The sequence below is a fragment of the Pseudoalteromonas sp. J010 genome, assembly GCF_003934235.1.
GTDB lineage: Bacteria > Pseudomonadota > Gammaproteobacteria > Enterobacterales > Alteromonadaceae > Pseudoalteromonas > Pseudoalteromonas peptidolytica.
The window spans coordinates 1-21,921 of the sequence record NZ_RDBW01000002.1; the positions used below are offsets into that span (position 1 = coordinate 1).

The following is a 21,921-nucleotide window of genomic DNA, read 5'->3' on the forward strand; positions in this document are numbered from 1 at the left end:
TACTTAATTTTGATTTTCTTTCGAAGTATTCAAACTCAAGTTTTATTTGACTCCCGACTCGTTGGCTCGTTGCTTTTCAGCGTTGCTCCCCGTGTCGGTGGATGCGCATTATAGGGAGATCCGATTTAAGTGCAACCCTTTTTTTGAAGAAAGTTGCAAAAAAACGTTTGTTCGAGCAAAAATAAAGCGAAACGTCTATTTTTGATACTTCAGCATGCTATATCGTCCATTTTTTATTCTACTTTTATTTCTATTTGGGTGTTCTAGCCGTTATAAATTCACACAGATCGCTAGGATATTGAAAATACACCATCTAAAAACTCACTTGAGCTCTAGCATTAAGAATAAGCGTACAAAAGATAAGCAAGCAGACTTATATTTAATCAATCAATTGAAATATATGGCTTTTTCACTGTACATAAGTGAAAAATTGGTGATCATGCACGGAAATTTGACCACAAAACAGGTATAAACATGCAAAAACTATCTATAGCTTTATTTACTTTGTTATCTAGCACCACCGTACTTGCCGACGACACTAGCCCTTTTTCTTTTTCAGCAACAGCTGGAGTAAGCTTAGGTGGTGATACTATAGGCACCTTAGTGTACGAAGATAATAGTGATGACACTGTTAAAGCTGGCGATGGCATATTCATTGGTGGTGGCATTCATTATCAAGCGAATAAAGATTTTGATATTAAGCTAAACGCACTTTATCACTTCGATGCAGCTGAAGCGAAAAACGGTGATTTAACTTTTAGCCGGTGGGCGTTTGAAGCCATCCCATATTACAACCTAAATGACAATGTGAAGCTAGGTGCAGGGATCGGTTTTGATACCTCTGTTGAATTGGACAGTGATTTTACTCTTGATGCTAAATTCAATAACACCACAAAGCTCATTTTTTCCGGTTTATATGCTTTTAACTATTCGCAAATTAGTCTCGAATTGAGATACGAAGTCGCAGAATATGAAGTAAGTTCTGTAGGTAACCTCTCAATTCCAAGTAATATCGCAAATACTCATCAACTCGACGGCAATCGATTTGCAGCACTAGTTCATTGGAACTTTTAATGCCCAATTTACTTGATCAAGCGATATATTTTGGGACAAGAGGATCTTATCGATAATTTAGCACGCCCTATTATCGCTGAGATATCTATGTACATATAAGCGAGGTAGGCACCTTGCTTTTTGGCTGCTTCACATAACCTGAGCTTGCGAAAATAAGCTTCTTGAAAAGAAAAAAGCCGAGCGATGCTCGGCTTTTTTATGTCTTTAATAAGACTAATTACTCTGCAGACTGTGCGTCTTCTTGAACTTCTTCAGTCGCTGGGCGATCTAGTAGTTCAATGTAAGCCATTGGCGCGTTGTCACCAGTACGGAAGCCACACTTAAGAATACGAGTGTAACCACCTGGACGATCCGCGAAACGAGGACCAATCTCAGTGAACAATTTACCAACTACTTCTTTATCACGCGTGCGAGCAAACGCTAAACGACGGTTTGCTACGCTGTCAGTCTTAGCCAGTGTGATTAAAGGTTCAATTACACGGCGCAGCTCTTTTGCTTTAGGCAAAGTAGTTTTGATGATTTCGTGCTTCACCAAAGAACCAGCCATGTTGCTAAACATCGCTTTGCGATGGCTGCTGTTACGGTTTAATTGACGACCACTCTTACGATGGCGCATGACCCTATCCTTCTAACTAAACTAATATAGTAACTTAGATTACTCAGCTAGACTTGCAGGTGGCCAGTTTTCTAGGCGCATACCTAGAGATAGACCACGTGAAGCTAGCACGTCTTTAATTTCAGTTAGAGACTTCTTACCAAGATTTGGTGTTTTCAGAAGCTCAACTTCAGTACGCTGTACTAAGTCACCGATATATTGAATTTGCTCGGCTTTCAGACAGTTTGCAGAACGTACAGTTAGCTCTAAGTCATCAACAGGACGAAGTAGAATCGGATCAAACTCCGGCTTCTCTTCTTTTTCTTCTGGCTCAGAAACATCACGTAAATCTACGAATGCATCTAATTGCTCAGCAAGGATAGTTGACGCACGGCGGATCGCTTCTTCAGGATCTAAAGTGCCGTTCGTTTCCATATCGATGATTAGTTTATCTAAGTCTGTACGCTGCTCAACACGAGCTGACTCAACCGAGTACGCAATACGCTCAACCGGGCTGAATGATGCATCTAGCAACAAACGGCCGATTGGGCGCTCATCGTCATCAGAGGATAAACGACTAGACGCCGGTACATAACCGCGACCACGCTCAACACGGATGCGCATGCTGATTTCGCTATTGTCAGCAGTTAAGTGACAAATAACATGCTCAGGGTTGGCGATAGTCACATCTCCGTCGTGCTGGATATCAGCCGCAGTCACAGGGCCTACACCAGACTTAGTCAGGGTAAGGAAAACTTCATCTTTACCTTCTAGAGATACCGCTAGACCTTTAAGGTTTAACAGAATTTCAATGATGTCTTCTTGTACGCCTTCTTTCGCGCTGTACTCGTGCAATACGCCGTCAATTTCAACTTCTGTCACAGCACAACCAGGCATAGATGAAAGAAGTATACGACGTAGAGCGTTACCTAGTGTGTGGCCGAAACCACGCTCTAGAGGCTCTAAAACTACTTTAGAACGCGTTGAGCTTACAGCGTCGATATCGACTAATCTTGGTTTTAGGAATTCGGTTACAGAACCCTGCATTTTATCCTCTCTTAACTCTTAACTTTACTTCGAGTAAAGTTCGACGATTAGTTGTTCGTTAATGTCCGCAGACAGATCAGAACGCTCTGGTAGGCGCTTGAAAGTACCTTCCATTTTCTTACCGTCAACTTCAATCCAAGTTGGCTTTTCACGTTGCTCAGCCAACTCTAGAGCAGCGATGATACGCGCTTGCTTTTTAGACTTCTCACGAATTACTACTACATCTTCAGGAGTAACTACGAAAGAAGGGATATTAACAACACGACCATTAACCATAATCGCTTTGTGGCTTACTAGCTGACGTGCTTCAGCACGTGTGCTTGCAAAACCCATGCGATATACAACATTGTCTAGACGTTGCTCTAGAAGCTGTAACAAGTTTTCACCTGTGTTACCTTTAAGGCGAGCAGCTTCTTTGTAGTAGTTACGGAATTGCTTTTCTAGTACACCGTAGATACGACGAACTTTTTGCTTTTCACGTAGCTGTAAACCGTAATCAGATAGACGACCTTTACGTGCGCCGTGCTGACCAGGTGCTGTTTCTAGTTTACACTTAGAGTCAATTGCTCTTACGCCGCTTTTAAGGAACAGGTCAGTACCTTCACGACGACTTAGCTTGAGCTTAGGGCCCAAATATCTTGCCATGTTCTTTCTCCTAACCTATTGTTATACGCGACGTTTCTTCGGTGGACGACAACCATTGTGTGGAATTGGCGTCACGTCAGTGATGTTAGTGATACGGAAACCAGCAGCATTCAATGCACGAACAGCAGACTCACGGCCTGGACCTGGACCTTTAATGAATACTTCTAGGTTCTTAAGACCGTACTCTTGTGCAGCAACACCTGCACGCTCCGCAGCAACCTGTGCAGCGAATGGAGTAGACTTACGAGAACCACGGAAACCTGAACCACCCGCAGTCGCCCAAGAAAGAGCATTACCTTGACGGTCAGTGATGGTCACGATAGTGTTGTTGAAAGACGCATGAACGTGAGCCATGCCGTCAACAACTTGCTTTTTGACCTTTTTACGACGAATTGGTGCTTTTGCCATAACTTACCCCACCTTATTTCTTGATAGGCTTGCGAGGACCCTTACGAGTACGCGCGTTAGTCTTAGTACGCTGACCACGTAGTGGTAGCGAACGACGGTGACGTAAGCCACGGAAACAACCAAGATCCATAAGACGCTTGATGTTTAGTGTAACTTCACGACGAAGATCACCTTCAACAGTGTACTTGCCAACTTCTTCACGAAGGATGTCAAGAGTTTCGTCATTTAACTCGCCGATTTTAGTAGTTTCAGCGATACCTGTCGCAGCTAAGATCGCCTTAGCGCGAGTTTTACCTACACCATAGATGCTTGTTAAACCGATAACAGCATGCTTATGATCAGGAACGTTAATGCCTGCGATACGGGCCACTAACATATCTCCTATAAATAAACTTGATTATCATCTTGCTGGAAAGCCCGTATAGGATACCCAACCGACATTCAAGTTTTACCAAAGAAACAGGCTAAGTAGAGCTACTCAGCCTGCACGACTTAATTTGCTTAGCCTTGCCTTTGCTTGTGCTTTGGCTCACTGCAGATCACGCGTACAACACCTGCACGCTTGATTACTTTGCAGTTACGGCAAATTTTCTTAACGGAAGCACGTACTTTCATTACTCAACTCCGTAAACTGACCTTAACGGCCGTAGCCTTTAAGGTTCGCTTTTTTCAGCACAGAATCATATTGATGAGACATCATATGAGTCTGTACTTGTGCCATAAAGTCCATGATGACAACAACGATAATCAAAATTGATGTACCGCCGAAGTAGAATGGCGTTTGCCATGCCATAGTCATAAACTCGGGCACCAGACAGATAAAGGTTATATACAAAGCACCTGCCAATGTCAGGCGTGTCATCACTTTATCAATGTATTTAGACGTCTGCTCACCTGGACGAATGCCTGGAATAAAAGCGCCAGATTTTTTCAGGTTATCTGCTGTCTCACGCGGGTTAAATACCAACGCAGTGTAGAAGAAGCAGAAGAAGATAATAGCCGCAGCTAATACCATCGCATACAGTGGTTGACCTGGAGTCAATACTGCTGAGATAGCTTGTAGCACATCAGCGACCGGACCTTCACCTTGGCCGAACCAGCTTGCTATTGTACCAGGGAACAAAATGATACTGCTAGCAAAGATTGGTGGAATAACACCCGCCATGTTAACTTTTAGTGGTAAATGCGTGCTTTGAGCAGCGAATACCTGACGACCTTGTTGGCGCTTCGCGTAGTTTACAACGATACGACGTTGTCCACGCTCAAAGAACACAACTAGGTAAGTTACAGCGAATACGATTACCGCAATCAATAACAATGCTAAAATATGCAGATCACCTTGGCGCGCCATTTCTGCTGTCGAACCAATTGCAGACGGCAGGTTAGCTACAATACCAACAAATATTAGAACTGAGATACCGTTACCGATACCACGTTCAGTGATTTGTTCGCCCAACCACATTAGGAACATTGTTCCAGTGACTAAGCTCACTACAGCTGTGAAGTAAAAGCCGAAGCCTGGATTCACAACTAAGCCTTCCATCATATTAGGTAGACCAGTAGCGATACCTATCGATTGGAATGTAGCAAGCACAAGCGTACCATAACGCGTATACTGGCTGATTTTCTTACGCCCTTGCTCACCTTCTTTCTTAAGCTCTATCATCGCAGGATGTATGTGCGTTAATAGCTGCATAATAATCGAAGCCGAGATGTATGGCATAATACCTAGCGCCAATACCGATGCACGCTCAAGCGCACCACCGCTGAACATGTTGAACATCTCAACAATGGTGCCCTTTTGTTGCTCGAAGAATTCGGCAAGTACAGCGGCGTCAATCCCAGGGATTGGCACAAAAGAGCCCAGACGGTAAATAATGATAGCACCCAATACAAATAGTAATCGGCGCTTCAGTTCCGCAAGCCCACTTTGTGCACTTTGCATATCTTGACCTGGTTTAGCCATAGCGTACTTCCTTAGTCTTCTACCTTGCCTCCGGCAGCTTCGATAGCTTCGCGTGCACCTTTAGACACTTTAATGCCTTTAACGGTAACAGCGCGTGAAACTTCGCCAGATTTTACAACTTTTACGAACTGGATGTTCTTTTTAACGATACCAGCTGCCTGTAGCGCGTTTAGATCTACCACGTCGCCTTCAACTTTAGCGATTTCGAATAGATTCACTTCTTTAGACACAAGAGACTTGCGTGAAGTGAAACCAAACTTTGGTAGACGACGTTGCATAGGCATTTGACCGCCTTCAAAACCAACGCGTACTTTACCGCCAGAGCGTGACTTTTGACCTTTGTGACCACGACCACCAGTCTTACCAAGACCAGAACCGATACCACGGCCGACACGCTTACCAGCAGTTTTTGAACCTGCAGCAGGTGAAAGTGTATTCAAGTTCATCGAATTACCCCTCAACCTTAACCATGTAAGAAACTTGGTTGATCATACCGCGAACTGCTGGCGTATCTTCTAGCTCAACAGTGTGGTTGATACGACGTAAACCAAGGCCACGTAATGTAGCTTTATGCTTCGGTAAACGACCGATTGAGCTACGTACTTGAGTTACTTTTACTGTGTTTGCCATGGTGTCTTACCCCAAGATTTCGTCAACGCTAAGACCACGCTTCGCAGCAATACCTTCTGGAGAATTCATATTCTCAAGAGCTGCAATAGTTGCGCGAACGATGTTGATCGGGTTAGTTGAACCGTATGCTTTAGATAGTACGTTCTGTACGCCAGTTACTTCTAGTACTGCACGCATCGCACCACCTGCGATAATACCTGTACCTTCAGATGCAGGCTGCATGTAAACTTTAGAACCCGCGTGGCGACCCTTGATTGGGTGCTGTAGCGTGTTACCGTTTAGTTCAACAGTGATCATGTTGCGACGTGCTTTTTCCATTGCTTTTTGAATAGCAGCAGGAACTTCACGTGCTTTACCATAACCAAAACCTACTTTACCAGCGCCATCACCAACAACAGTTAGTGCAGTGAAGCTAAAGATACGACCACCTTTAACCACTTTAGACACACGGTTTACCGCGATTAGCTTTTCAGCCAACTCTGGCTGTGCTTGCTTTGCTTCTACGTTAGCCATTGTCTACTCCTAGAATTGCAGACCGGCTTCGCGCGCAGCATCAGCTAGCGCCTTCACACGGCCGTGATATTTAAAGCCACTGCGATCAAAAGCGATTTTTTCAACGCCTTTGTCAGCTACGCGCTCAGCGATTGCTTTACCAACTGCTTGAGCCGCTTCGATGTTGCCTGTGCCTTTAACTGTTTCAACAATTGCTTTTTCAACAGTAGAAGCAGCAGCCAGTACATTACCCTCAGCATTGATTACTTGAGCGTAAATGTGACGTGGCGTGCGGTGGATAACAAGACGTGTTGTGCCTTGTTCGATAATATTTCTACGAGTGCGCTTAGCACGACGTAGACGAGCTGTTTTCTTATCCATCGTCTTACCTTACTTCTTCTTAGCCTCTTTACGACGCACGTGCTCATCAGCATAACGTACACCTTTACCTTTATAAGGCTCTGGTTCACGGTATGAGCGGATGTTAGCAGCTGTTTGACCAACTAACTGCTTGTCTGCGCCTTTAACAACAATTTCAGTTTGGCTTGGAGCTTCGATAGTGATACCCGCTGGGATCTCGAAGTTCACTGGGTGAGAGAAGCCAAGGGTTAAGTCTAATACTTTACCCTTAACTGCCGCACGGTAACCAACACCTACTAGCTGTAGTTTCTTCTCATAACCATCGTTAACACCAACAATCATGTTGTTGATTAGCGCACGTGCAGTACCAGCTTGAGCCCAAGCATTAGCAACTTCACGTGGAGCTGTAGTGATAACGTTGTCGTTTAGTGAAACTTCAACCGCATCGTTGATTGTGCGAGTTAATTCACCGTTTTTGCCTTTAACTTTGATGTCCTGGCCGTTAACTGTAACTTCAACACCGGCAGGAACAGTAATAGGAGCCTTCGCTATACGAGACATAGTTCCCCTCCGATTAAGCTACAAAGCCAATGATTTCACCACCAACACCAGCGTTACGCGCAGCGCGGTCTGTCATCAGGCCTTTAGAAGTTGATACGATAGCGATACCTAGACCACCCATTACCTTTGGTAATTCGTCACGTTTCTTATAGATACGTAGACCAGGGCGGCTAACACGCTGGATGTTTTCGATTACAGCTTTGCCTTCGAAGTACTTAAGTTCGATAGTCAATTCTGCTTTTACGTCACCAGATACTGCGAAGTCAGTGATATAACCTTCGTCTTTAAGTACCTTAGCTACAGCTACTTTCAGCTTTGAAGTTGGCATTGAAACAGATACCTTCTTCGCAGACTGACCGTTACGGATACGTGTGAACAAATCCGCAATTGGATCTTGCAAGCTCATGTCTTACTCCCGTGATTCTATTACCAGCTAGCCTTTTTAAGGCCAGGAATTTCACCGCGCATCGCTGCTTCGCGAACTTTAATACGGCTTAAGCCGAACTTGCGAAGGTAACCATGAGGGCGGCCCGTGATGTTACAACGATTACGTTGACGTGAAGGGCTAGAATCGCGTGGTAAAGACTGTAGCTTTAACACTGCATCCCAACGCTCATCATCAGATGCGTTAACATCGCTGATGATAGCTTTTAACGCAGCACGCTTTTCAGCATACTGAGCAACTAATTTAGCACGTTTTACGTCACGCGCTTTCATTGAATTCTTTGCCATAACCCTACCCTTACTTTTTGAATGGGAAGTTGAACGCTTCTAACAACGCACGGCCTTCGTCATCTGTTTTCGCAGAAGTAGTGATTGTGATATCCATACCGCGTACACGGTCTACTTTATCATAATCAATTTCTGGGAAGATGATTTGTTCACGTACGCCCATAGAGTAGTTACCGCGACCGTCAAAAGACTTTGCGCTAACACCGCGGAAGTCACGAATACGTGGCATCGCGATAGAGACTAAACGCTCTAGGAAATCCCACATACGCTCGCCGCGTAGGGTTACTTTACAGCCAATTGGGTAACCTTCACGGATCTTAAAGCCAGCAACTGATTTGCGTGCTTTAGTCACTAGAGGCTTCTGACCAGAGATTGATTCTAGATCTGCTACTGCATTTTCTAGAATTTTCTTGTCAGCTAGGGCTTCGCCCACACCCATGTTTAGTGTGATCTTTTCGATCTGAGGGACTTGCATGACAGAGCTGTAACCGAACTTCTCTTGAAGCTCTTTTACCACTTTGTCTTTGTACACTTCATGCAGTTTCGCCATCGTCTACTCCAACTATTAAATAGTTTTACCGGTAGACTTGAAGAAACGGACTTTTTTACCGTCTTCAAATCTAAAACCTACACGATCCGCTTTGCCAGTTTCGGCATTGAAAATCGCTACGTTTGATACGTCGACTGACGCTTCTTTCTCAACAATACCGCCAGCTTGCTGTAGTTGTGGTACAGGCTTCTGGTGCTTCTTGATGATATTAACGCCTTCAACAAATACTCGGCCAGTTTCAGTAACAACTGAAAGCACTTTACCGCGCTTACCTTTGTCTTTACCGGCTAGTACGATTACTTCGTCATCACGACGGATTTTTGCTGCCATGATCGACTCCTTATAGTACTTCTGGTGCTAGTGAAACGATCTTCATGAACTTTTCAGTACGAAGTTCACGAGTCACAGGGCCGAAGATACGAGTACCAATAGGCTGTAAGTTATCGTTTAAGATAACAGCCGCATTGCTATCGAAACGGATCAAAGAGCCGTCTGGACGACGTACGCCTTTTTTAGTACGCACAACTACTGCGTTTTTAACATCACCTTTCTTCACTTTGCCGCGAGGAATAGCTTCTTTAACAGAAACTTTAATGATGTCGCCAACCGCTGCGTAGCGACGGTGCGAACCACCAAGGACTTTTATACACTGCACTTTGCGAGCGCCGCTGTTATCAGCAACGTCCAGCTGAGTTTGCATTTGGATCATCTTAATGACCTCCGGTGTAGTTACAACTCGCCGAGATTTTGTTCAAAATCAAGGCATTTAGGTTAAATTCCGCTCAAAAAACTGTGATTATGTCTTTCAAGGGCGGGCAATTGTACCAGCAAAGTCCAATCAAAGATAGTTCAATTTTTAATTAATTTAATGCTTTAACGTGACGTACTGATTGTAATTTCAGTATGTGGTGACGAGTATTCGAGAATTCAACCACTTGCATAATTTTCAAACAAAACTCATACGTGGATTTTCGCCTGATCCACTCTTGCTGAGAATACCTCGCTGTACTTTGAACAGAAACACATAAGCTTTGAATAAGATAGTTCACTGGTTTTAAACAGAAGGATTGCGAAGTCGAATGGAGTATGGGTAGCCATACTCTACTGTGCTCTTTTAGCTTTGATGTAGTCACCCACATTACTTACGGTGTCGAGCCAATAGCCGTTTTTCGGATCCTGTAGATAAGGGATGAGTGCTTCTAACATTTCTGAATCGACGGTATACATCCCCCCTTCTCCCACTTCATGCCCTGCTAGAATAATCCAACTATTGTTCGCTCTTAATTGCTCCAGATGGCTTTTAAGCGCTGAAAAGCTAAGGCCATCCATTCTAATCCCAGTCAATTGAGCGAAGTCTGTATAAGTAGGATGATTGGCGCTTTCATCAAGCCAGGTGCGGCCACTATCGAAGTGCCTTGCTATTATTGGCACATAGCTTTTTACATTTTCACCACGCCCGACAAAGGTATTACCACAAGGATAAGCAAAGCTTCGCGGGGTTACGCCTAAGTGCTTTTCTATGTATTCGGTTGTATAAGTAATATCGCGCTCAATATATGCAAGATCAACTTGCTCCAGTCCTTGATTCTTCTCTCTCAGCCACGCAAAGTTCCCAGTGCACAAGTGTTCGTTGGTATGATTACCTATTTCATGACCCTGCTTAACAGCCCCTTGCCACAACGACAGATTTTCCGCTATTTTTGATGGCATGACGTAAAATGTCCCTTTAACCTTATAGCGGTTTAGTAATGGTATCGCGACCGTGACTTGGCTCGTTCTTGCATCATCAAAGGTCAGACTAATGGCATTGCGAGCGCCATTTGGGTACGTAAAAGTCACATCACTATCAGCAGCTTTACTCAGCGTACTATAAAGTAATGTACATATAATCATCACCCCCCAACAACAGCGAGTGAGGGAAAGAGTGTATAGATTTGCCATATATTTATCCTTAAAAGCTTGGTGTTTTATTACTCTATAAAAGTTGCACTCACTAGCAAAGTGTTAAATTCTCAACTTATTTATTTACTATTTAGGTCACCGCAAGTAGTACTAATTTGGCGATTTTAGCGATACACTATCTTTAGTAACCAATAAGAAAGACTGTGCTGTGTTGAAGTTAGAAGAATACTATCAGGACGTGATTTTGCTCGCTGAAGGCGGTATGAGCAAAGTGTACCTTGCTACTGACAAAAAGCTCGGCCGCCGTGTAGCGGTCAAGGTATTGTCGCTCTCTCAGCATACACAAGCAGACGAGTTCAACGAGGCTCGCCTATTAGCGCGTTTTAACCACCCTAATATAGTACAAATATACGACGTTTTTGAGAGCAATGGTCACATGGCTTTAGAAATGGAGTATGTACAAGGCGCGACTTTACAGCATTATACAAAAACACATGTTTTAACTACCGAGCAAAAAGTCGAGCTGCTTAGCCATATTGCCGACGGTCTCGCTTCAGCACATAGCCAAAATATTCTTCATTTGGACTTAAAACTGGGTAATATTTTGGTCAATGATCAGGGTGTAGCCAAGATCGCCGACTTCGGTATTTCACAATTAGAAGATAGCCAAACTTCTCGCCCCCACACCAGCTACGGCAGCCTCACCGCAATGTCACCGGAGCAACTTCGTAATGAAACGCTAGACAGCCGTAGTGATCTATTCTCGCTCGGACTTATTGCGTATCAATTACTGGCCGGACATCATCCTTATTGTGAACAAGCTGACGATGGCAGTGATAAATCTATTGCTGAACAGATTAAATTCCAACCTTTAAAAACTAGCGCTAAACGTATTTTAGATATTCCCCCTGCGCTGGCACAGCTGATTGACCGCTTACTGCAATATGAGAAAAGCGCTCGCCCAAGTAGTGCCAATGAAGTGAGCCAACAACTCAAGCAGATTTTACACACCTTTAGCTACGACAACAGCGAGGCAACATTATCCCTCGAAGAAATAGCACTACGAGATAGAGCCAAAGAGAAAGCCAAAACACGTAAAAAGCGGCTAAGTGTTACAGCACTTTTCACCTTTTTAATGTGCTTAGTCGTTGGTGGATACTGGTATTGGCAGGAAACCAAACCCAAAGTTTATATAGCAGCGCTACCGGTAGAGTTTAGTGACAGTACGCAAATATTAGATGCTCATAAACAAATTATTGAATTGGCTATCCAAGATGCAATAAAGCAATACTTTCTTGACGATTCCAGTTACGTATTGATAGCTAATAGCGAAATAAGCCAAACGCAAAAGCTACTCGGTGAGGCCGCACCTTTGAAAGAAGTCGGCGCAGCTTTGAATGCTGATATTCTAATATCATCCCAATTGGTCTGTGATGTGAATAGCTGCGACATTGAGTTAAGCACCATCAATGGAGTCAATGCAGCTTTAACCAATAGTGTTCGAAATGTCACTTCTAGTGAAAGTTACGGCGATGTTTTTAATATCACTTTATCCTCCTTATACTCATTAGCAAAAGAAGAATCTGCGCCAGAGTTGACTGACAGAAGCTTTTTGAATCAATATGCCGAGCTCTATCGTGAAGCACAATCTGTTAATATTGAAAATCGCGCAACGATCAAAAAAATAGAGTCATTAATTCGAATCTCCCCGGATTTCCTCCCTCTTTATTCAATATATACAAAGACGGCCATCACCGCGTTCAAAAATAGCTCAGACAATTTAATCTTACATTCACTAAGTGAAGTGCTTGAGTCAGCCCCTAAAAAGCTCAAAAATACGCCACTTTATCAGACACACCTTTTACAACTTTATCAGTACTCCCAAAATGATCGAGAAGCAAAAAAAGCATTAGAAGCCATCCGACGTTCCTCTTTGGATGAGTTCGAAAAACAAGGCCTTCTCAGCTTTTACTTGAATCTAAAAGGTGACTACGAAGCAGCATTAATACATACCACGAATGCTTTTAAGCTAAGACCAACTCTAAGTATCACGAGAAATGCTGCTTTTCTAAACATACGTTTGGGTCGCTACGAACAAGCTCTTAGTTTTCTAGAAAAAGCACAACAATACGCACCCAATGATTTTAAAACACTTAAAACAATTGCGGATATTTATTCATTTTTAGGCAAACTCGACAAGGCAAGTGCAGCGTATAAAAAACTAATCGAAAAAGAAAAAATTAATACGGCTACGTTAAACAATTACTCCGTTGTGTTAATGCTAAAAGGAGAGCTTATCTCCGCATTAGAATATACATCACAAGCTGTTGAACATGCGCCGAGCAAAGCTGAGTTTTTGATAAATCATGCTGATTTACTAACTTTAACTAATCAACATCAAAAAGCGGAAGAGGTTTATTTACGAGTTCTTGCACTGGACGACTCAAAAGTTACTAAGTTGGTAAAAGCACAAGCACTGGCACATTTGGGAAATTTTCAAGAAGCGTTATTATTGGTAGAACAGCAAATTGCATTAGAGCCAAATTCAGCGGAAGCCTACTATGTTAAGGCGTTAGTACAAACTTTATTGCGTGAAACCTATTCTGCTATTTCTTCATTGCAACGTAGTTTGAATTTAGGTTGGAGTGCCGCATTTTATAGATTAGCTTGGTTCAAGCCTCTTTGTGACCAACCAGATTTAGCGGCACAGATAGGCCAGTTAAACTTTTCCTATCTATGCCAAAAGGTATAAATCAAGAAGGCGGATCAACATCTTCGATTACAATAACTGGGTCTTGTGAGAAATAACGCACTACACCATTTCCAGAATCATTTTGAGCAACAAGTCTGAACTCAATACGTGAATTGTTATTTTCTACTAGTGTGACAACCTTCGCATCAGGATTAGCTGATAGCGCTTTGATATCACTTTCACTTAGTGTATTCGCAACGTTCAATGCTTCAATTGTAACCTGAACCGTATGCTTACCCTCTAATTTGCTTGTAAGGTTATAATTGAAGTTGTCTTGCGCTTCGGTAAAGAAAGTACCATTTTCAGCAAAGCTCCAGCCATCTTCATCAGTAACAAGCTTATACGTTAAAACAGCGGTTTCACCCTTAGCTAATTGAATTTTAACTGGCTTATCATCACCTGAAAACACCCAATTCCCCTCAAATTTTGGGGTCACTATGTACTCATTTGAAGATTCACTCATTATTTTATCCCTCGTTTGTTTGTAGAGCCATTCCCACTTATCTAAGCACATGAATAACATTAATGCTATTACAACCGGTTACAGCAGACAGATTTAAACGCATTTCGACGACAGTCATTAACCAAAGTTAAAACCATAATCAGCTGGCTCAATCTGATAAAATGTACTGTAAAAGTCTGGCTCCACCAAGTTGTGGCCTGCGCTCTCCCTCTCTCCTTTTTGCAATTTAGCGAGTAACGCTAAGCGCTTATCAAGCCACTGTGTTGAATAATTACTATTTTGCTGCAGGTGGGATATCGCTCTAAATTCAAAATACAGTGTTCTACGCATATTTTTAGTGTGCTGAATACCAGAACAATGCAAAGTGTTGACATGATGAATCAAAATATCGCCTGCTTTAACTGGCACATCAACTGGTGTTAGTTGTTGCTTATCAAGCTTTTCCTTCAGCTCAAGGACACTCTCTTTTGCAAGGTGGGAGCCAGGTAATACCTGCAATGCCCCTTGCTGAGCCTGCGCATCATCCAAATAAATCCCCATGGTAATGATCCGCTCGTCAGCTCCCGCGTTCATGTCTCTATGCCACCCTATCTGATAAGGATCCGCGGGGTCTTTAATTAGTAAAGACTCATAAACTGGTGCTACAGGTTCGCCAATTATCTTTTCAGCCAGTCCTATCACACTCGGGTGTGCGAGCAGCTCAGCGTAAGCCGATTGAAATTTAAATAGGTCATTTATACGTGAAACCACCAATCTCCCCTGATGGCGTGATGCCGAGATATGCTCTAGGCACTTGTCCTCTTTGGCAAAGTTCTGAGCATCTTGTAACAGGGATGTAGTGATGGCTTGTAATGACTTGAATAACTGTGCTTCAAATGCAGTCTCTACCTTTATAAATCCATACTTATCAAATGTGTGTTGTAGCTGAGTTTCCATTTTAACTTTTAGTTCTTCTTGTTATGGCTACGTCGAATATAACGCAAAGGCCGCCACTGACAACCTTTGCGAGCTGCTTCATTTAATTCACGCAACTTACTCATCTGGGATGTTATCAGTTAGCCGCCGAACAACCCTTTAAGCTTATCCTTTATCTTGTCCTTTACCTTGTCTTTGGCTTTATCTTTAGCCGCTTCTTTTAAATCTAGGCTAGTATCCACTTTATGGAATGGGCCTTTGATCCGCACCGGAATTTTAAAGCCGGTACTATCATCAGTACCCGCTTGCCCTTCAATGGTATCAACAATCCCAGTCACCACACGGTAATCGACCAAAGTTTGTGGTAAATCAACGGTACCTTTGCCTGTCACTCGCAATAACGGGCTTGCCAACGAGAAATCATCGTTTTGACCTACGCCTTTGGTAAAGACAAAAGTGCCAGTCATGGCTGAGAAGTCGGTTTTTTGATCTGGGTCGAAATTGGCATTGAGTCCTTGCGATACCGAAGAGAAATCGCCTTTGAGCATCTCTTTGCCCTTACGGATCATCTCAGCAAGGTTTGCGCCTTTCACCCCACCATCTTTGAACTCAAAACCTAATTTACCATCAAGAGCATTCACAAATTGCTTTTGACTGACACCTTGTGTGCTTAACGCCCAATTAAGACTTCCTTTACCCAATACTTTGTCAAAGCCGATAGCATCGGTCAGTAATGGCTCAGCGTTAATCGCCGTTAATGTAAAGTCAGTATTGATGGCATAAGGTTTTGTTGCAGCGCTCACCTCAACCTTGCCTTTACCCTGACCTTCATAGGCTTGAAACTTATCTAGGCCGAGTGTCGCCTTACCTGAGTTAATTACTAAGCTAATTTGGTTTTCGCCAAGCTTAATTTCTCTCGCACGTAGCCCTGTTGAGGTGATTTTCACATTCGCATTAAGGCTATTAAGCGCTGATAAATCAATTTCAGAGTCATCCCACACGATTGGCTGTGCGGGTGCACCCTCTGGCTCAGGTTGCGTTTGTGGTTTTTCTACAGGCTCTGGCAAATAAGGGTTAAGATCTAACATGCCAAGGTCAACACTCGCGGTAATATCAGGCTTACCAGAGAGGGTGACTTTACTTTGACCTTTTATTACCAATTCGTCCAAGGTCGCTTCTAAGGCGTTGAGAGTAAAAACTTGCCCTTGCATCGTCATTTTAGCGTTTAGGCCAAAGTCGTTGAACGCATTTTCTTTGGCTTTTAGGTCAACACCCTGCCACTCAGCCAGCGCTTTTACCGAGTCGCCAGACAAGGCTAACTGACCGCGAATGGTTTTACCTTGCTCTGCAATTTCACCTTTATAGTCAAGGTTGAACAGCGCTGATTTTACTTGTTGTTCAACATTAAAGGTTGCACCTTCGATCGCCYTTGCTGGATTGTCGAGTGTAGTAACAAGGTTAAAAATTTGACCTTGAAAAGTCAGCTTACCGTCGACTTCTAGTGGTTGGTAAAGTGACGATAGCATCACGCCAATGTCTAAATCAGTTACTTGATATTTAGCGCCTGTCACACCATCAAGATAAGTCACCGAGCCACCATAAATCGCCACTTCGCCAAGACTAACATCTAAGCCCTCCGGTAACTGCATATTCCCTTTAGAACTGGTTTGCGCCGTTGGCGTGTTATCTGCACTGGCGGGTAGCAACCGCCAGTTCGCGTTACCTTGTTTGTCAGTTTCGAGAATAATATTTGGATTATTGATCACAAAGCGCTCAAGCTTAGCTTCACCAGATAGCGCACTTAACCATGGAATATGCACGACAAGTTGCTCCATGGCGAACATATCTGGGCGACTGCCCGTGGCCATGTTGGCAAATCGCACTTGGTTTAGCTCGATATGGAGAGTTGGAAAAATACCAATGTCAGAGTCGCCATCAATCGACAGCTTTCTACCTGTCACTGACTCTACCTGTGATGTTATCTGGCTGATAACGGCTTGTTTGGGGATTAAAAACGGAGCTGCGATAACAAGAATAATAATAAGCGCTATTATGGCACCTACGATTTTAGCTAGCCGATTCATTGCCTTTCCTTCATAAATCTTGATTATTTTTATGATAACCCTTGTTATCGAATATACCATGAATAAAGGCAAATAATTTGTACTGAGCGATTGCAACCTCATCACTAATCGGTATGATCCTCGCCCTTGCCAGTTTTTATCGTCATTCGCTATATTTTACTGGTTAGCTTATTAATCAAACTTGGAGTATCTAACCCACATGAAGAAACTGCTCATATCACCGTCAAACATGGCCTTGGGCGAACAGGAAAGTCAGATTTATCAAAATATCCTTAAACAGGCCACAGAGATCAGCCTCAATCTGATGGCGGTTAAAGTGGAAAATCACCCTGAAGATTTTCTTGGTTGGTGCTATGAACTACTTGATGTGGCAAAAAACCGTATCAACTTTGATCTCCTGGATGACCACCAACTTCCTATCGTTAAAAAGCTACAAGATTTACTTATCTCAGCAATTAGCTTTTTACAGCTAAAAACTTTACGTATCGCACCTTGGCCTATGGTGACTGCATTTATTGCTGATCATAAAGAGATAGTTGCACTAGATGAACAACTAAAATTAATCGAATACCTAAAGCCAATGCGTAGCACACCACTGAAGGACATGATTAAAGAAGATCGCCTTGCCTTTAGTGGTAAACATGCTGCAAGTTTAGACACTAGCGTGTATCAATTTGACGTAGAGTGGTTTGCCTCCACCAAAAGTGCAAAAGGCTTTCACCAACTATTAGACGACCTTCCGGGTGCTTTTGATGACGCATTAGCTGCTATTCCTGCTGAAGGTGACGTAACGCTTGAGCACTATCAATCATTTATGGTGGGGTATTTAAGTGCCTTTTCTGGCAGCGAGGAAAAGCCAACGCTTGCACCAGCCACTCGCCTATTAGCAATGCGTCGCCCAGATGTGTTCACACCAATAACGCCTAGTAAACTTGACGCTTTGTGCCAAGCGCTTGGTATTGCGAAGCTAAACAATCGCGATTTTGAGCGTTATTGGACAGATATAGTCAGCACCATTAAAACGATGCCGTGGTACACCATGGCTGCACCAGCTGATGAATTTGAAACCCAATTAGCTGAGATTAAAGCCCTATTACCTTGTTTGTTTTATCACGCAGACAAAGACACAGCAACTAACTCCAACTACTTTAAGCTACTGCATAAGCCTAAGCGCAGCGGTACCAGTGGTGGCAAAAAGACCGTACGCCGTGGTAAAGAGTCAGCAGAGGTACTGGTCGACCGCGCCCTTGCAGATGAGTCTATTCCAGAGCATATTCGCACCAAACGTGACTCGATAGTCGCTGAAGTAGAAAAAGGTCGTAGTGTCGATGAAACCATCAGCCTTATGCGTACCATCTTTGGCTAACCTGCCAGCACTTCAATAACTCTCCCCTCAATACGCTGCTTGCATTATTAATGTGCAAGCAGCGACTTTTTGCACCAGCCCCGTGCAGTATTTATGCAGCTAATGCTTTTATGATCAGAGACCATGAAATAAAATTCCAATATTTTTAATAATATAGAATTAAATCTCCGTTACTTTCAGATATTGGCCTTCCCTTTGCAGTCACTCTTTACAAAAAGTGTAATGACAACAATCAAATAAAAACTCTGCGTTCAATGGGGAAAACAGAATGACAAATAAACCTTTACTTATGCTACTCGGCGGATTAACTGCGTGCTTTTGTGTTTCAGCTCAAGCGGAAGTAACAGCAAATATTGCGGCCAGCTCAAATTATTACTGGCGTGGGATCACTCAAAGCGATGATGGCGCAGCGGTGTCTGGCGGCTTAGATTATAGCAGCGAGTCTGGGTTTTATGCGGGCACTTGGGTTTCTAACATCGACTTTGGCGACGCTGCCAGTTATGAGATGGATCTATACGCCGGTTACGCTGGTGAAATCAAAGGCATGAGTTTTGATTTCGGTTATATCCACTACGCCTACCCCGATGCCAATGGAGATATTGATTTTGGCGAGATTTACGCCGCACTTGGCTGGCAATACTTTACTTTTAAACTCAGCCACCTAGCCACAGCACAAAGCGACTCAACCATAGAAGAAGATATGCTTTATGCCGAAGTGTCGGCCAGCTTCCTCATTTTTAAAGACAGTGAATTAACTTTACATATTGGTCGCTCCAGCGGAGACACCGTGCTTGAGTGGACAGGTGAAGACGACGCTTATATGGATTACGGCGTGAGTTTATCTACGCAAGGCTTTACCTTTGGATTAGTAAAAACCGACTTAGACAGTAGCGATGATATTAAAGCTTACGTAAGTTATGGATTAGATTTTAATCTGTGATGACCAAAGGTGGGCGGTCTTGTGACAGCCGCACCACCTTATTTTTTACTTGCTGCAACACGTAGGGCCGAAAGGCCCTTTTTTGTGGCTGAATTTGCAAAACTGTCGCGTAAATTGGCTCCAATCCAAACACATACCGCTTTATACCAATTTGCTTAATTAAATGGTCTATTTTGAGGCGAGAAAATCTTGTCGATAACTCCGCTACCGCGTCCTGCTATCGCCAAGGTACCTACATCCTTGTAGGCAAGGCAAAATTTTGCTATTTAGTTGTTCTAAATGAGAAATTTTTAACGCTGTTAGCGTCAGATTTACTCCTTCAAATTGAGCAAGTATTAAGTCAAATTGGTATTATGGTACGCTATGCCCAGTAGACGCCGTCCAAATGCGATACCACTGCTCGCGACTCATGCTAAGTGACTGTGAAGCAAACGCGCTGGCAACTCGGGTGATATTTCCTGTTCCAAGCACAGTGGCAGGTTTCGATGGGTGCATGGCAAGCCATGCGTATACCACTTGATCAATTTCAGTGCTACCAATCTCTTCACCCACTTGTTGTAACACCGCACGGAGTCGTTTGGCTTTTTCGTCTTTGCTAGAGAATATTCTACCTCCCGCTAGCGGCGACCACAGCATAGGGTTCATCCCTAGCTGCTGGCACTGATCAAGAGTGCCATCGTCAAGCGCTTTCATCTCATAAGGTGAAAACTCAATTTGGTTGGTCACTAAAGCGAAATCGAGCCTCGATTGCAATAAAGCAAGCTGGCTAGGTGTAAAGTTCGACACCCCAAAATGAAGTACATCGCCGTTTTGTTTAAGGGTATTAAACGCATCGGCAACTTCATCGGCATCCATTAGATAATCAGGGCGATGGATCAACAGCACATCTAACCTATCCGTGCCGAAGTGCTTTAGTGACTGCTGCGCTTGGGCAATGATATGCGCCTTGCTTGAATCATAATGGTTTGCCTTTCCCGCTAATCCCAAGCTCGGAAATGCGGGCTTAATGCCACATTTGGTGATGATCCGAATGTGCTCTCGAATGCTAGGCTCAAGCGCTAAGGCTTTACCAAACTCCGCCTCACACTGATACTCACCGTAAATATCAGCATGATCTGTATCACGTATTCCAAGCTCAATCGCTTGCTTTAAAAAGCGTAAATTTTCTTGCGGCGTAATTTGCCAGTCTAAAAGCCGCCAAAACCCCAATACTAATGGGTCAAGTACGCGGGTGTTTGAGTTCATAACGTAATTCCTACTTTTGCAACCACTTGCATGGCTTTCTCGACAGCACTTTCAGCCGAGTCTGAGCGTGCTAACGCCACACCCATTCTGCGCTTGCCACTCACCTCTGGTTTACCAAACAAACGAATATCCGTTAGTGGCTCTGCAAGCGCTTGTGCAAGATTGTTGAACTGTAGTTGTGTTGACTGACCTTCGACAAGGATCACGCTAGATGCCGATGGTCCATGGAAGTGAATGGTGGGGATAGGCAAGCCTAAAATCGCGCGAGCATGCAGTGCAAACTCACTTAAGTCTTGCGAGATAAGCGTAACCATGCCGGTATCATGCGGCCTTGGTGACACTTCGCTGAAGTACACTTCATCACCCTTAATAAAGAGTTCAACGCCAAACAGACCCCGACCACCAAGTGCTTCCGTGACTTTTTCAGCCATGGCTTTACTGCGCTCTAGTGCCAACTCAGACATCTGCTGCGGCTGCCAACTTTGCTGGTAATCACCGTCTTGTTGCACATGTCCAATTGGTTCACAAAAACTCGTGCCATCGATATGGCGTACGGTTAGCAGCGTAATTTCATAGTCAAAATCAATAAAACCTTCCACAATCACTCTGCCCTGACCTGCACGCCCACCCTCTTGTGCGTAGTGCCAAGCGGCTTCCACATCTTCGGCGTTTCTAATCACGCTTTGCCCTTTACCTGACGAGCTCATGATAGGCTTAACTACACATGGCATGCCAATGCGTGCGACAGCGGCATTAAAGTCTGCCAAGGTATCAACAAATTGATAGGGTGAAGTGGCCAGCCCAAGCTTTTCGGCGGCAAGACGGCGGATCCCTTCGCGGTTCATGGTCAGCTGAGTCGCTTTGGCGGTTGGCACCACCGTGTAACCCTCAGCCTCTAATTCCACCAGCTTATCCGTCGCAATGGCTTCAATTTCTGGCACGATATAATCAGGTTGCTCTTGTTCAATAATCGCGTTGAGCTTTTCACCATCCAACATAGACAAGGTATAGCTGCGATCTGCTACTTGCATCGCAGGCGCATTGTCGTAGCGGTCTAATACAATCACTTCAGCACCTAAGCGCTTAAATTCGATGACGACTTCCTTCCCTAACTCGCCACCACCGCAGAGTAATACTTTGCAAGCTGTTGCGGAAAAGGGCGTGCCCAGAGGTTTGATTTTCATGATGATTCCT

Annotated in this window: 27 protein-coding genes; 4 read left to right on the plus strand and 23 right to left on the minus strand. The window is 43.7% G+C overall.

Annotated elements, in window-relative coordinates; genetic code table 11:
* The first annotated feature begins 474 nt into the window (after positions 1 to 474).
* A complete protein-coding gene (locus EAG18_RS01500) occupies positions 475 to 1,074 on the plus strand; it encodes a hypothetical protein (RefSeq protein ID WP_125250658.1) in 600 nt (199 codons plus the stop codon).
* Between the two features lie 217 nt (positions 1,075 to 1,291).
* Here the strand turns inward: EAG18_RS01500 and rplQ are convergent, their stop codons facing one another.
* From rplQ to EAG18_RS01590, 18 genes are all read right to left on the minus strand, one after another.
* On the minus strand, positions 1,292 to 1,690 hold the full coding sequence (rplQ, locus tag EAG18_RS01505; protein ID WP_039493510.1) for a 50S ribosomal protein L17: 399 nt from the start codon (positions 1,688 to 1,690) through the stop codon (positions 1,292 to 1,294).
* A gap of 39 nt (positions 1,691 to 1,729) precedes the next feature.
* The gene (gene rpoA, locus EAG18_RS01510; RefSeq protein ID WP_010378288.1) at positions 1,730 to 2,716 is read right to left on the minus strand and encodes a DNA-directed RNA polymerase subunit alpha; all 987 of its coding nucleotides are present in this window, start codon (positions 2,714 to 2,716) and stop codon (positions 1,730 to 1,732) included.
* Between the two features lie 24 nt (positions 2,717 to 2,740).
* Positions 2,741 to 3,361 (minus strand): 30S ribosomal protein S4, encoded by a 621-nt coding sequence (gene rpsD / locus EAG18_RS01515; RefSeq protein ID WP_017218390.1) that lies wholly within the window; start codon positions 3,359 to 3,361, stop codon positions 2,741 to 2,743.
* A gap of 21 nt (positions 3,362 to 3,382) precedes the next feature.
* Positions 3,383 to 3,769 (minus strand): 30S ribosomal protein S11, encoded by a 387-nt coding sequence (gene rpsK / locus EAG18_RS01520; RefSeq protein ID WP_099643703.1) that lies wholly within the window; start codon positions 3,767 to 3,769, stop codon positions 3,383 to 3,385.
* Between the two features lie 13 nt (positions 3,770 to 3,782).
* Positions 3,783 to 4,139, minus strand: a complete 357-nt coding sequence (rpsM, locus tag EAG18_RS01525; RefSeq protein ID WP_010378282.1) for a 30S ribosomal protein S13 — start codon at positions 4,137 to 4,139, stop codon at positions 3,783 to 3,785.
* Between the two features lie 131 nt (positions 4,140 to 4,270).
* A complete protein-coding gene (rpmJ, locus tag EAG18_RS01530; RefSeq protein ID WP_002959476.1) occupies positions 4,271 to 4,384 on the minus strand; it encodes a 50S ribosomal protein L36 in 114 nt (37 codons plus the stop codon).
* Positions 4,385 to 4,406: 22 nt separating this feature from the next.
* Entirely contained in the window at positions 4,407 to 5,735 is a 1,329-nt protein-coding gene (secY, locus tag EAG18_RS01535; RefSeq protein WP_010606805.1) for a preprotein translocase subunit SecY, read from the minus strand.
* Between the two features lie 11 nt (positions 5,736 to 5,746).
* On the minus strand, positions 5,747 to 6,181 hold the full coding sequence (gene rplO, locus EAG18_RS01540) for a 50S ribosomal protein L15 (protein WP_099643704.1): 435 nt from the start codon (positions 6,179 to 6,181) through the stop codon (positions 5,747 to 5,749).
* A 4-nt stretch (positions 6,182 to 6,185) separates the two neighbouring features.
* The gene (rpmD, locus tag EAG18_RS01545) at positions 6,186 to 6,365 is read right to left on the minus strand and encodes a 50S ribosomal protein L30 (protein ID WP_010378276.1); all 180 of its coding nucleotides are present in this window, start codon (positions 6,363 to 6,365) and stop codon (positions 6,186 to 6,188) included.
* 6 nt (positions 6,366 to 6,371) lie between these two features.
* Entirely contained in the window at positions 6,372 to 6,878 is a 507-nt protein-coding gene (rpsE, locus tag EAG18_RS01550; RefSeq protein WP_125250659.1) for a 30S ribosomal protein S5, read from the minus strand.
* Between the two features lie 9 nt (positions 6,879 to 6,887).
* Positions 6,888 to 7,238, minus strand: a complete 351-nt coding sequence (gene rplR / locus EAG18_RS01555; RefSeq protein ID WP_010378271.1) for a 50S ribosomal protein L18 — start codon at positions 7,236 to 7,238, stop codon at positions 6,888 to 6,890.
* A gap of 9 nt (positions 7,239 to 7,247) precedes the next feature.
* Positions 7,248 to 7,778: a 50S ribosomal protein L6 gene (rplF, locus tag EAG18_RS01560; protein ID WP_125250660.1), complete on the minus strand. Its 531-nt coding sequence runs from the start codon at positions 7,776 to 7,778 to the stop codon at positions 7,248 to 7,250.
* 13 nt (positions 7,779 to 7,791) lie between these two features.
* The gene (rpsH, locus tag EAG18_RS01565) at positions 7,792 to 8,184 is read right to left on the minus strand and encodes a 30S ribosomal protein S8 (protein ID WP_125250661.1); all 393 of its coding nucleotides are present in this window, start codon (positions 8,182 to 8,184) and stop codon (positions 7,792 to 7,794) included.
* 20 nt (positions 8,185 to 8,204) lie between these two features.
* Positions 8,205 to 8,510, minus strand: a complete 306-nt coding sequence (gene rpsN, locus EAG18_RS01570; protein ID WP_095728862.1) for a 30S ribosomal protein S14 — start codon at positions 8,508 to 8,510, stop codon at positions 8,205 to 8,207.
* Between the two features lie 10 nt (positions 8,511 to 8,520).
* Positions 8,521 to 9,060: a 50S ribosomal protein L5 gene (rplE, locus tag EAG18_RS01575; RefSeq protein ID WP_010378262.1), complete on the minus strand. Its 540-nt coding sequence runs from the start codon at positions 9,058 to 9,060 to the stop codon at positions 8,521 to 8,523.
* Between the two features lie 15 nt (positions 9,061 to 9,075).
* Positions 9,076 to 9,390 carry a 50S ribosomal protein L24 gene (gene rplX, locus EAG18_RS01580; RefSeq protein ID WP_023401269.1) on the minus strand — a complete coding sequence of 105 codons (315 nt, stop codon included), beginning with the start codon at positions 9,388 to 9,390 and terminating at the stop codon, positions 9,076 to 9,078.
* Positions 9,391 to 9,400: 10 nt separating this feature from the next.
* On the minus strand, positions 9,401 to 9,769 hold the full coding sequence (gene rplN / locus EAG18_RS01585) for a 50S ribosomal protein L14 (protein WP_010378257.1): 369 nt from the start codon (positions 9,767 to 9,769) through the stop codon (positions 9,401 to 9,403).
* Positions 9,770 to 10,161: 392 nt separating this feature from the next.
* Positions 10,162 to 11,001 carry a polysaccharide deacetylase family protein gene (locus tag EAG18_RS01590; RefSeq protein WP_125250662.1) on the minus strand — a complete coding sequence of 280 codons (840 nt, stop codon included), beginning with the start codon at positions 10,999 to 11,001 and terminating at the stop codon, positions 10,162 to 10,164.
* A gap of 169 nt (positions 11,002 to 11,170) precedes the next feature.
* Here EAG18_RS01590 and EAG18_RS01595 point away from each other — a divergent pair, with 169 nt between their 5' ends.
* Positions 11,171 to 13,714: a serine/threonine-protein kinase gene (locus EAG18_RS01595; RefSeq protein WP_125250663.1), complete on the plus strand. Its 2,544-nt coding sequence runs from the start codon at positions 11,171 to 11,173 to the stop codon at positions 13,712 to 13,714.
* Between the two features lies 1 nt (position 13,715).
* On the opposite strand, the gene EAG18_RS01600 is transcribed toward EAG18_RS01595, so the two are convergent.
* The 3 genes from EAG18_RS01600 to EAG18_RS01610 all read right to left on the minus strand — a co-directional run bounded on the left by EAG18_RS01600 (position 13,716) and on the right by EAG18_RS01610 (position 17,176).
* A complete protein-coding gene (locus EAG18_RS01600) occupies positions 13,716 to 14,177 on the minus strand; it encodes a hypothetical protein (RefSeq protein ID WP_125250664.1) in 462 nt (153 codons plus the stop codon).
* 117 nt (positions 14,178 to 14,294) lie between these two features.
* Positions 14,295 to 15,113: a phytanoyl-CoA dioxygenase family protein gene (locus tag EAG18_RS01605; protein ID WP_125250665.1), complete on the minus strand. Its 819-nt coding sequence runs from the start codon at positions 15,111 to 15,113 to the stop codon at positions 14,295 to 14,297.
* Positions 15,114 to 15,232: 119 nt separating this feature from the next.
* Entirely contained in the window at positions 15,233 to 17,176 is a 1,944-nt protein-coding gene (locus EAG18_RS01610; protein WP_125250666.1) for an AsmA family protein, read from the minus strand.
* Between the two features lie 199 nt (positions 17,177 to 17,375).
* Between EAG18_RS01610 and EAG18_RS01615 the strand changes: the two genes are divergently transcribed.
* Both EAG18_RS01615 and EAG18_RS01620 read left to right on the plus strand, forming a co-directional pair.
* Positions 17,376 to 18,542, plus strand: a complete 1,167-nt coding sequence (locus tag EAG18_RS01615) for a hypothetical protein (protein WP_185745536.1) — start codon at positions 17,376 to 17,378, stop codon at positions 18,540 to 18,542.
* A 268-nt stretch (positions 18,543 to 18,810) separates the two neighbouring features.
* A complete protein-coding gene (locus EAG18_RS01620) occupies positions 18,811 to 19,482 on the plus strand; it encodes a TorF family putative porin (RefSeq protein WP_125250667.1) in 672 nt (223 codons plus the stop codon).
* Between the two features lie 351 nt (positions 19,483 to 19,833).
* On the opposite strand, the gene EAG18_RS01630 is transcribed toward EAG18_RS01620, so the two are convergent.
* Positions 19,834 to 20,727 (minus strand): aldo/keto reductase, encoded by an 894-nt coding sequence (locus tag EAG18_RS01630; RefSeq protein ID WP_125250669.1) that lies wholly within the window; start codon positions 20,725 to 20,727, stop codon positions 19,834 to 19,836.
* On the minus strand, positions 20,724 to 21,911 hold the full coding sequence (gene purT / locus EAG18_RS01635) for a formate-dependent phosphoribosylglycinamide formyltransferase (RefSeq protein WP_125250670.1): 1,188 nt from the start codon (positions 21,909 to 21,911) through the stop codon (positions 20,724 to 20,726). Before purT ends, EAG18_RS01630 begins: the two co-directional genes overlap by 4 nt.
* Positions 21,912 to 21,921: the final 10 nt, after the last annotated feature.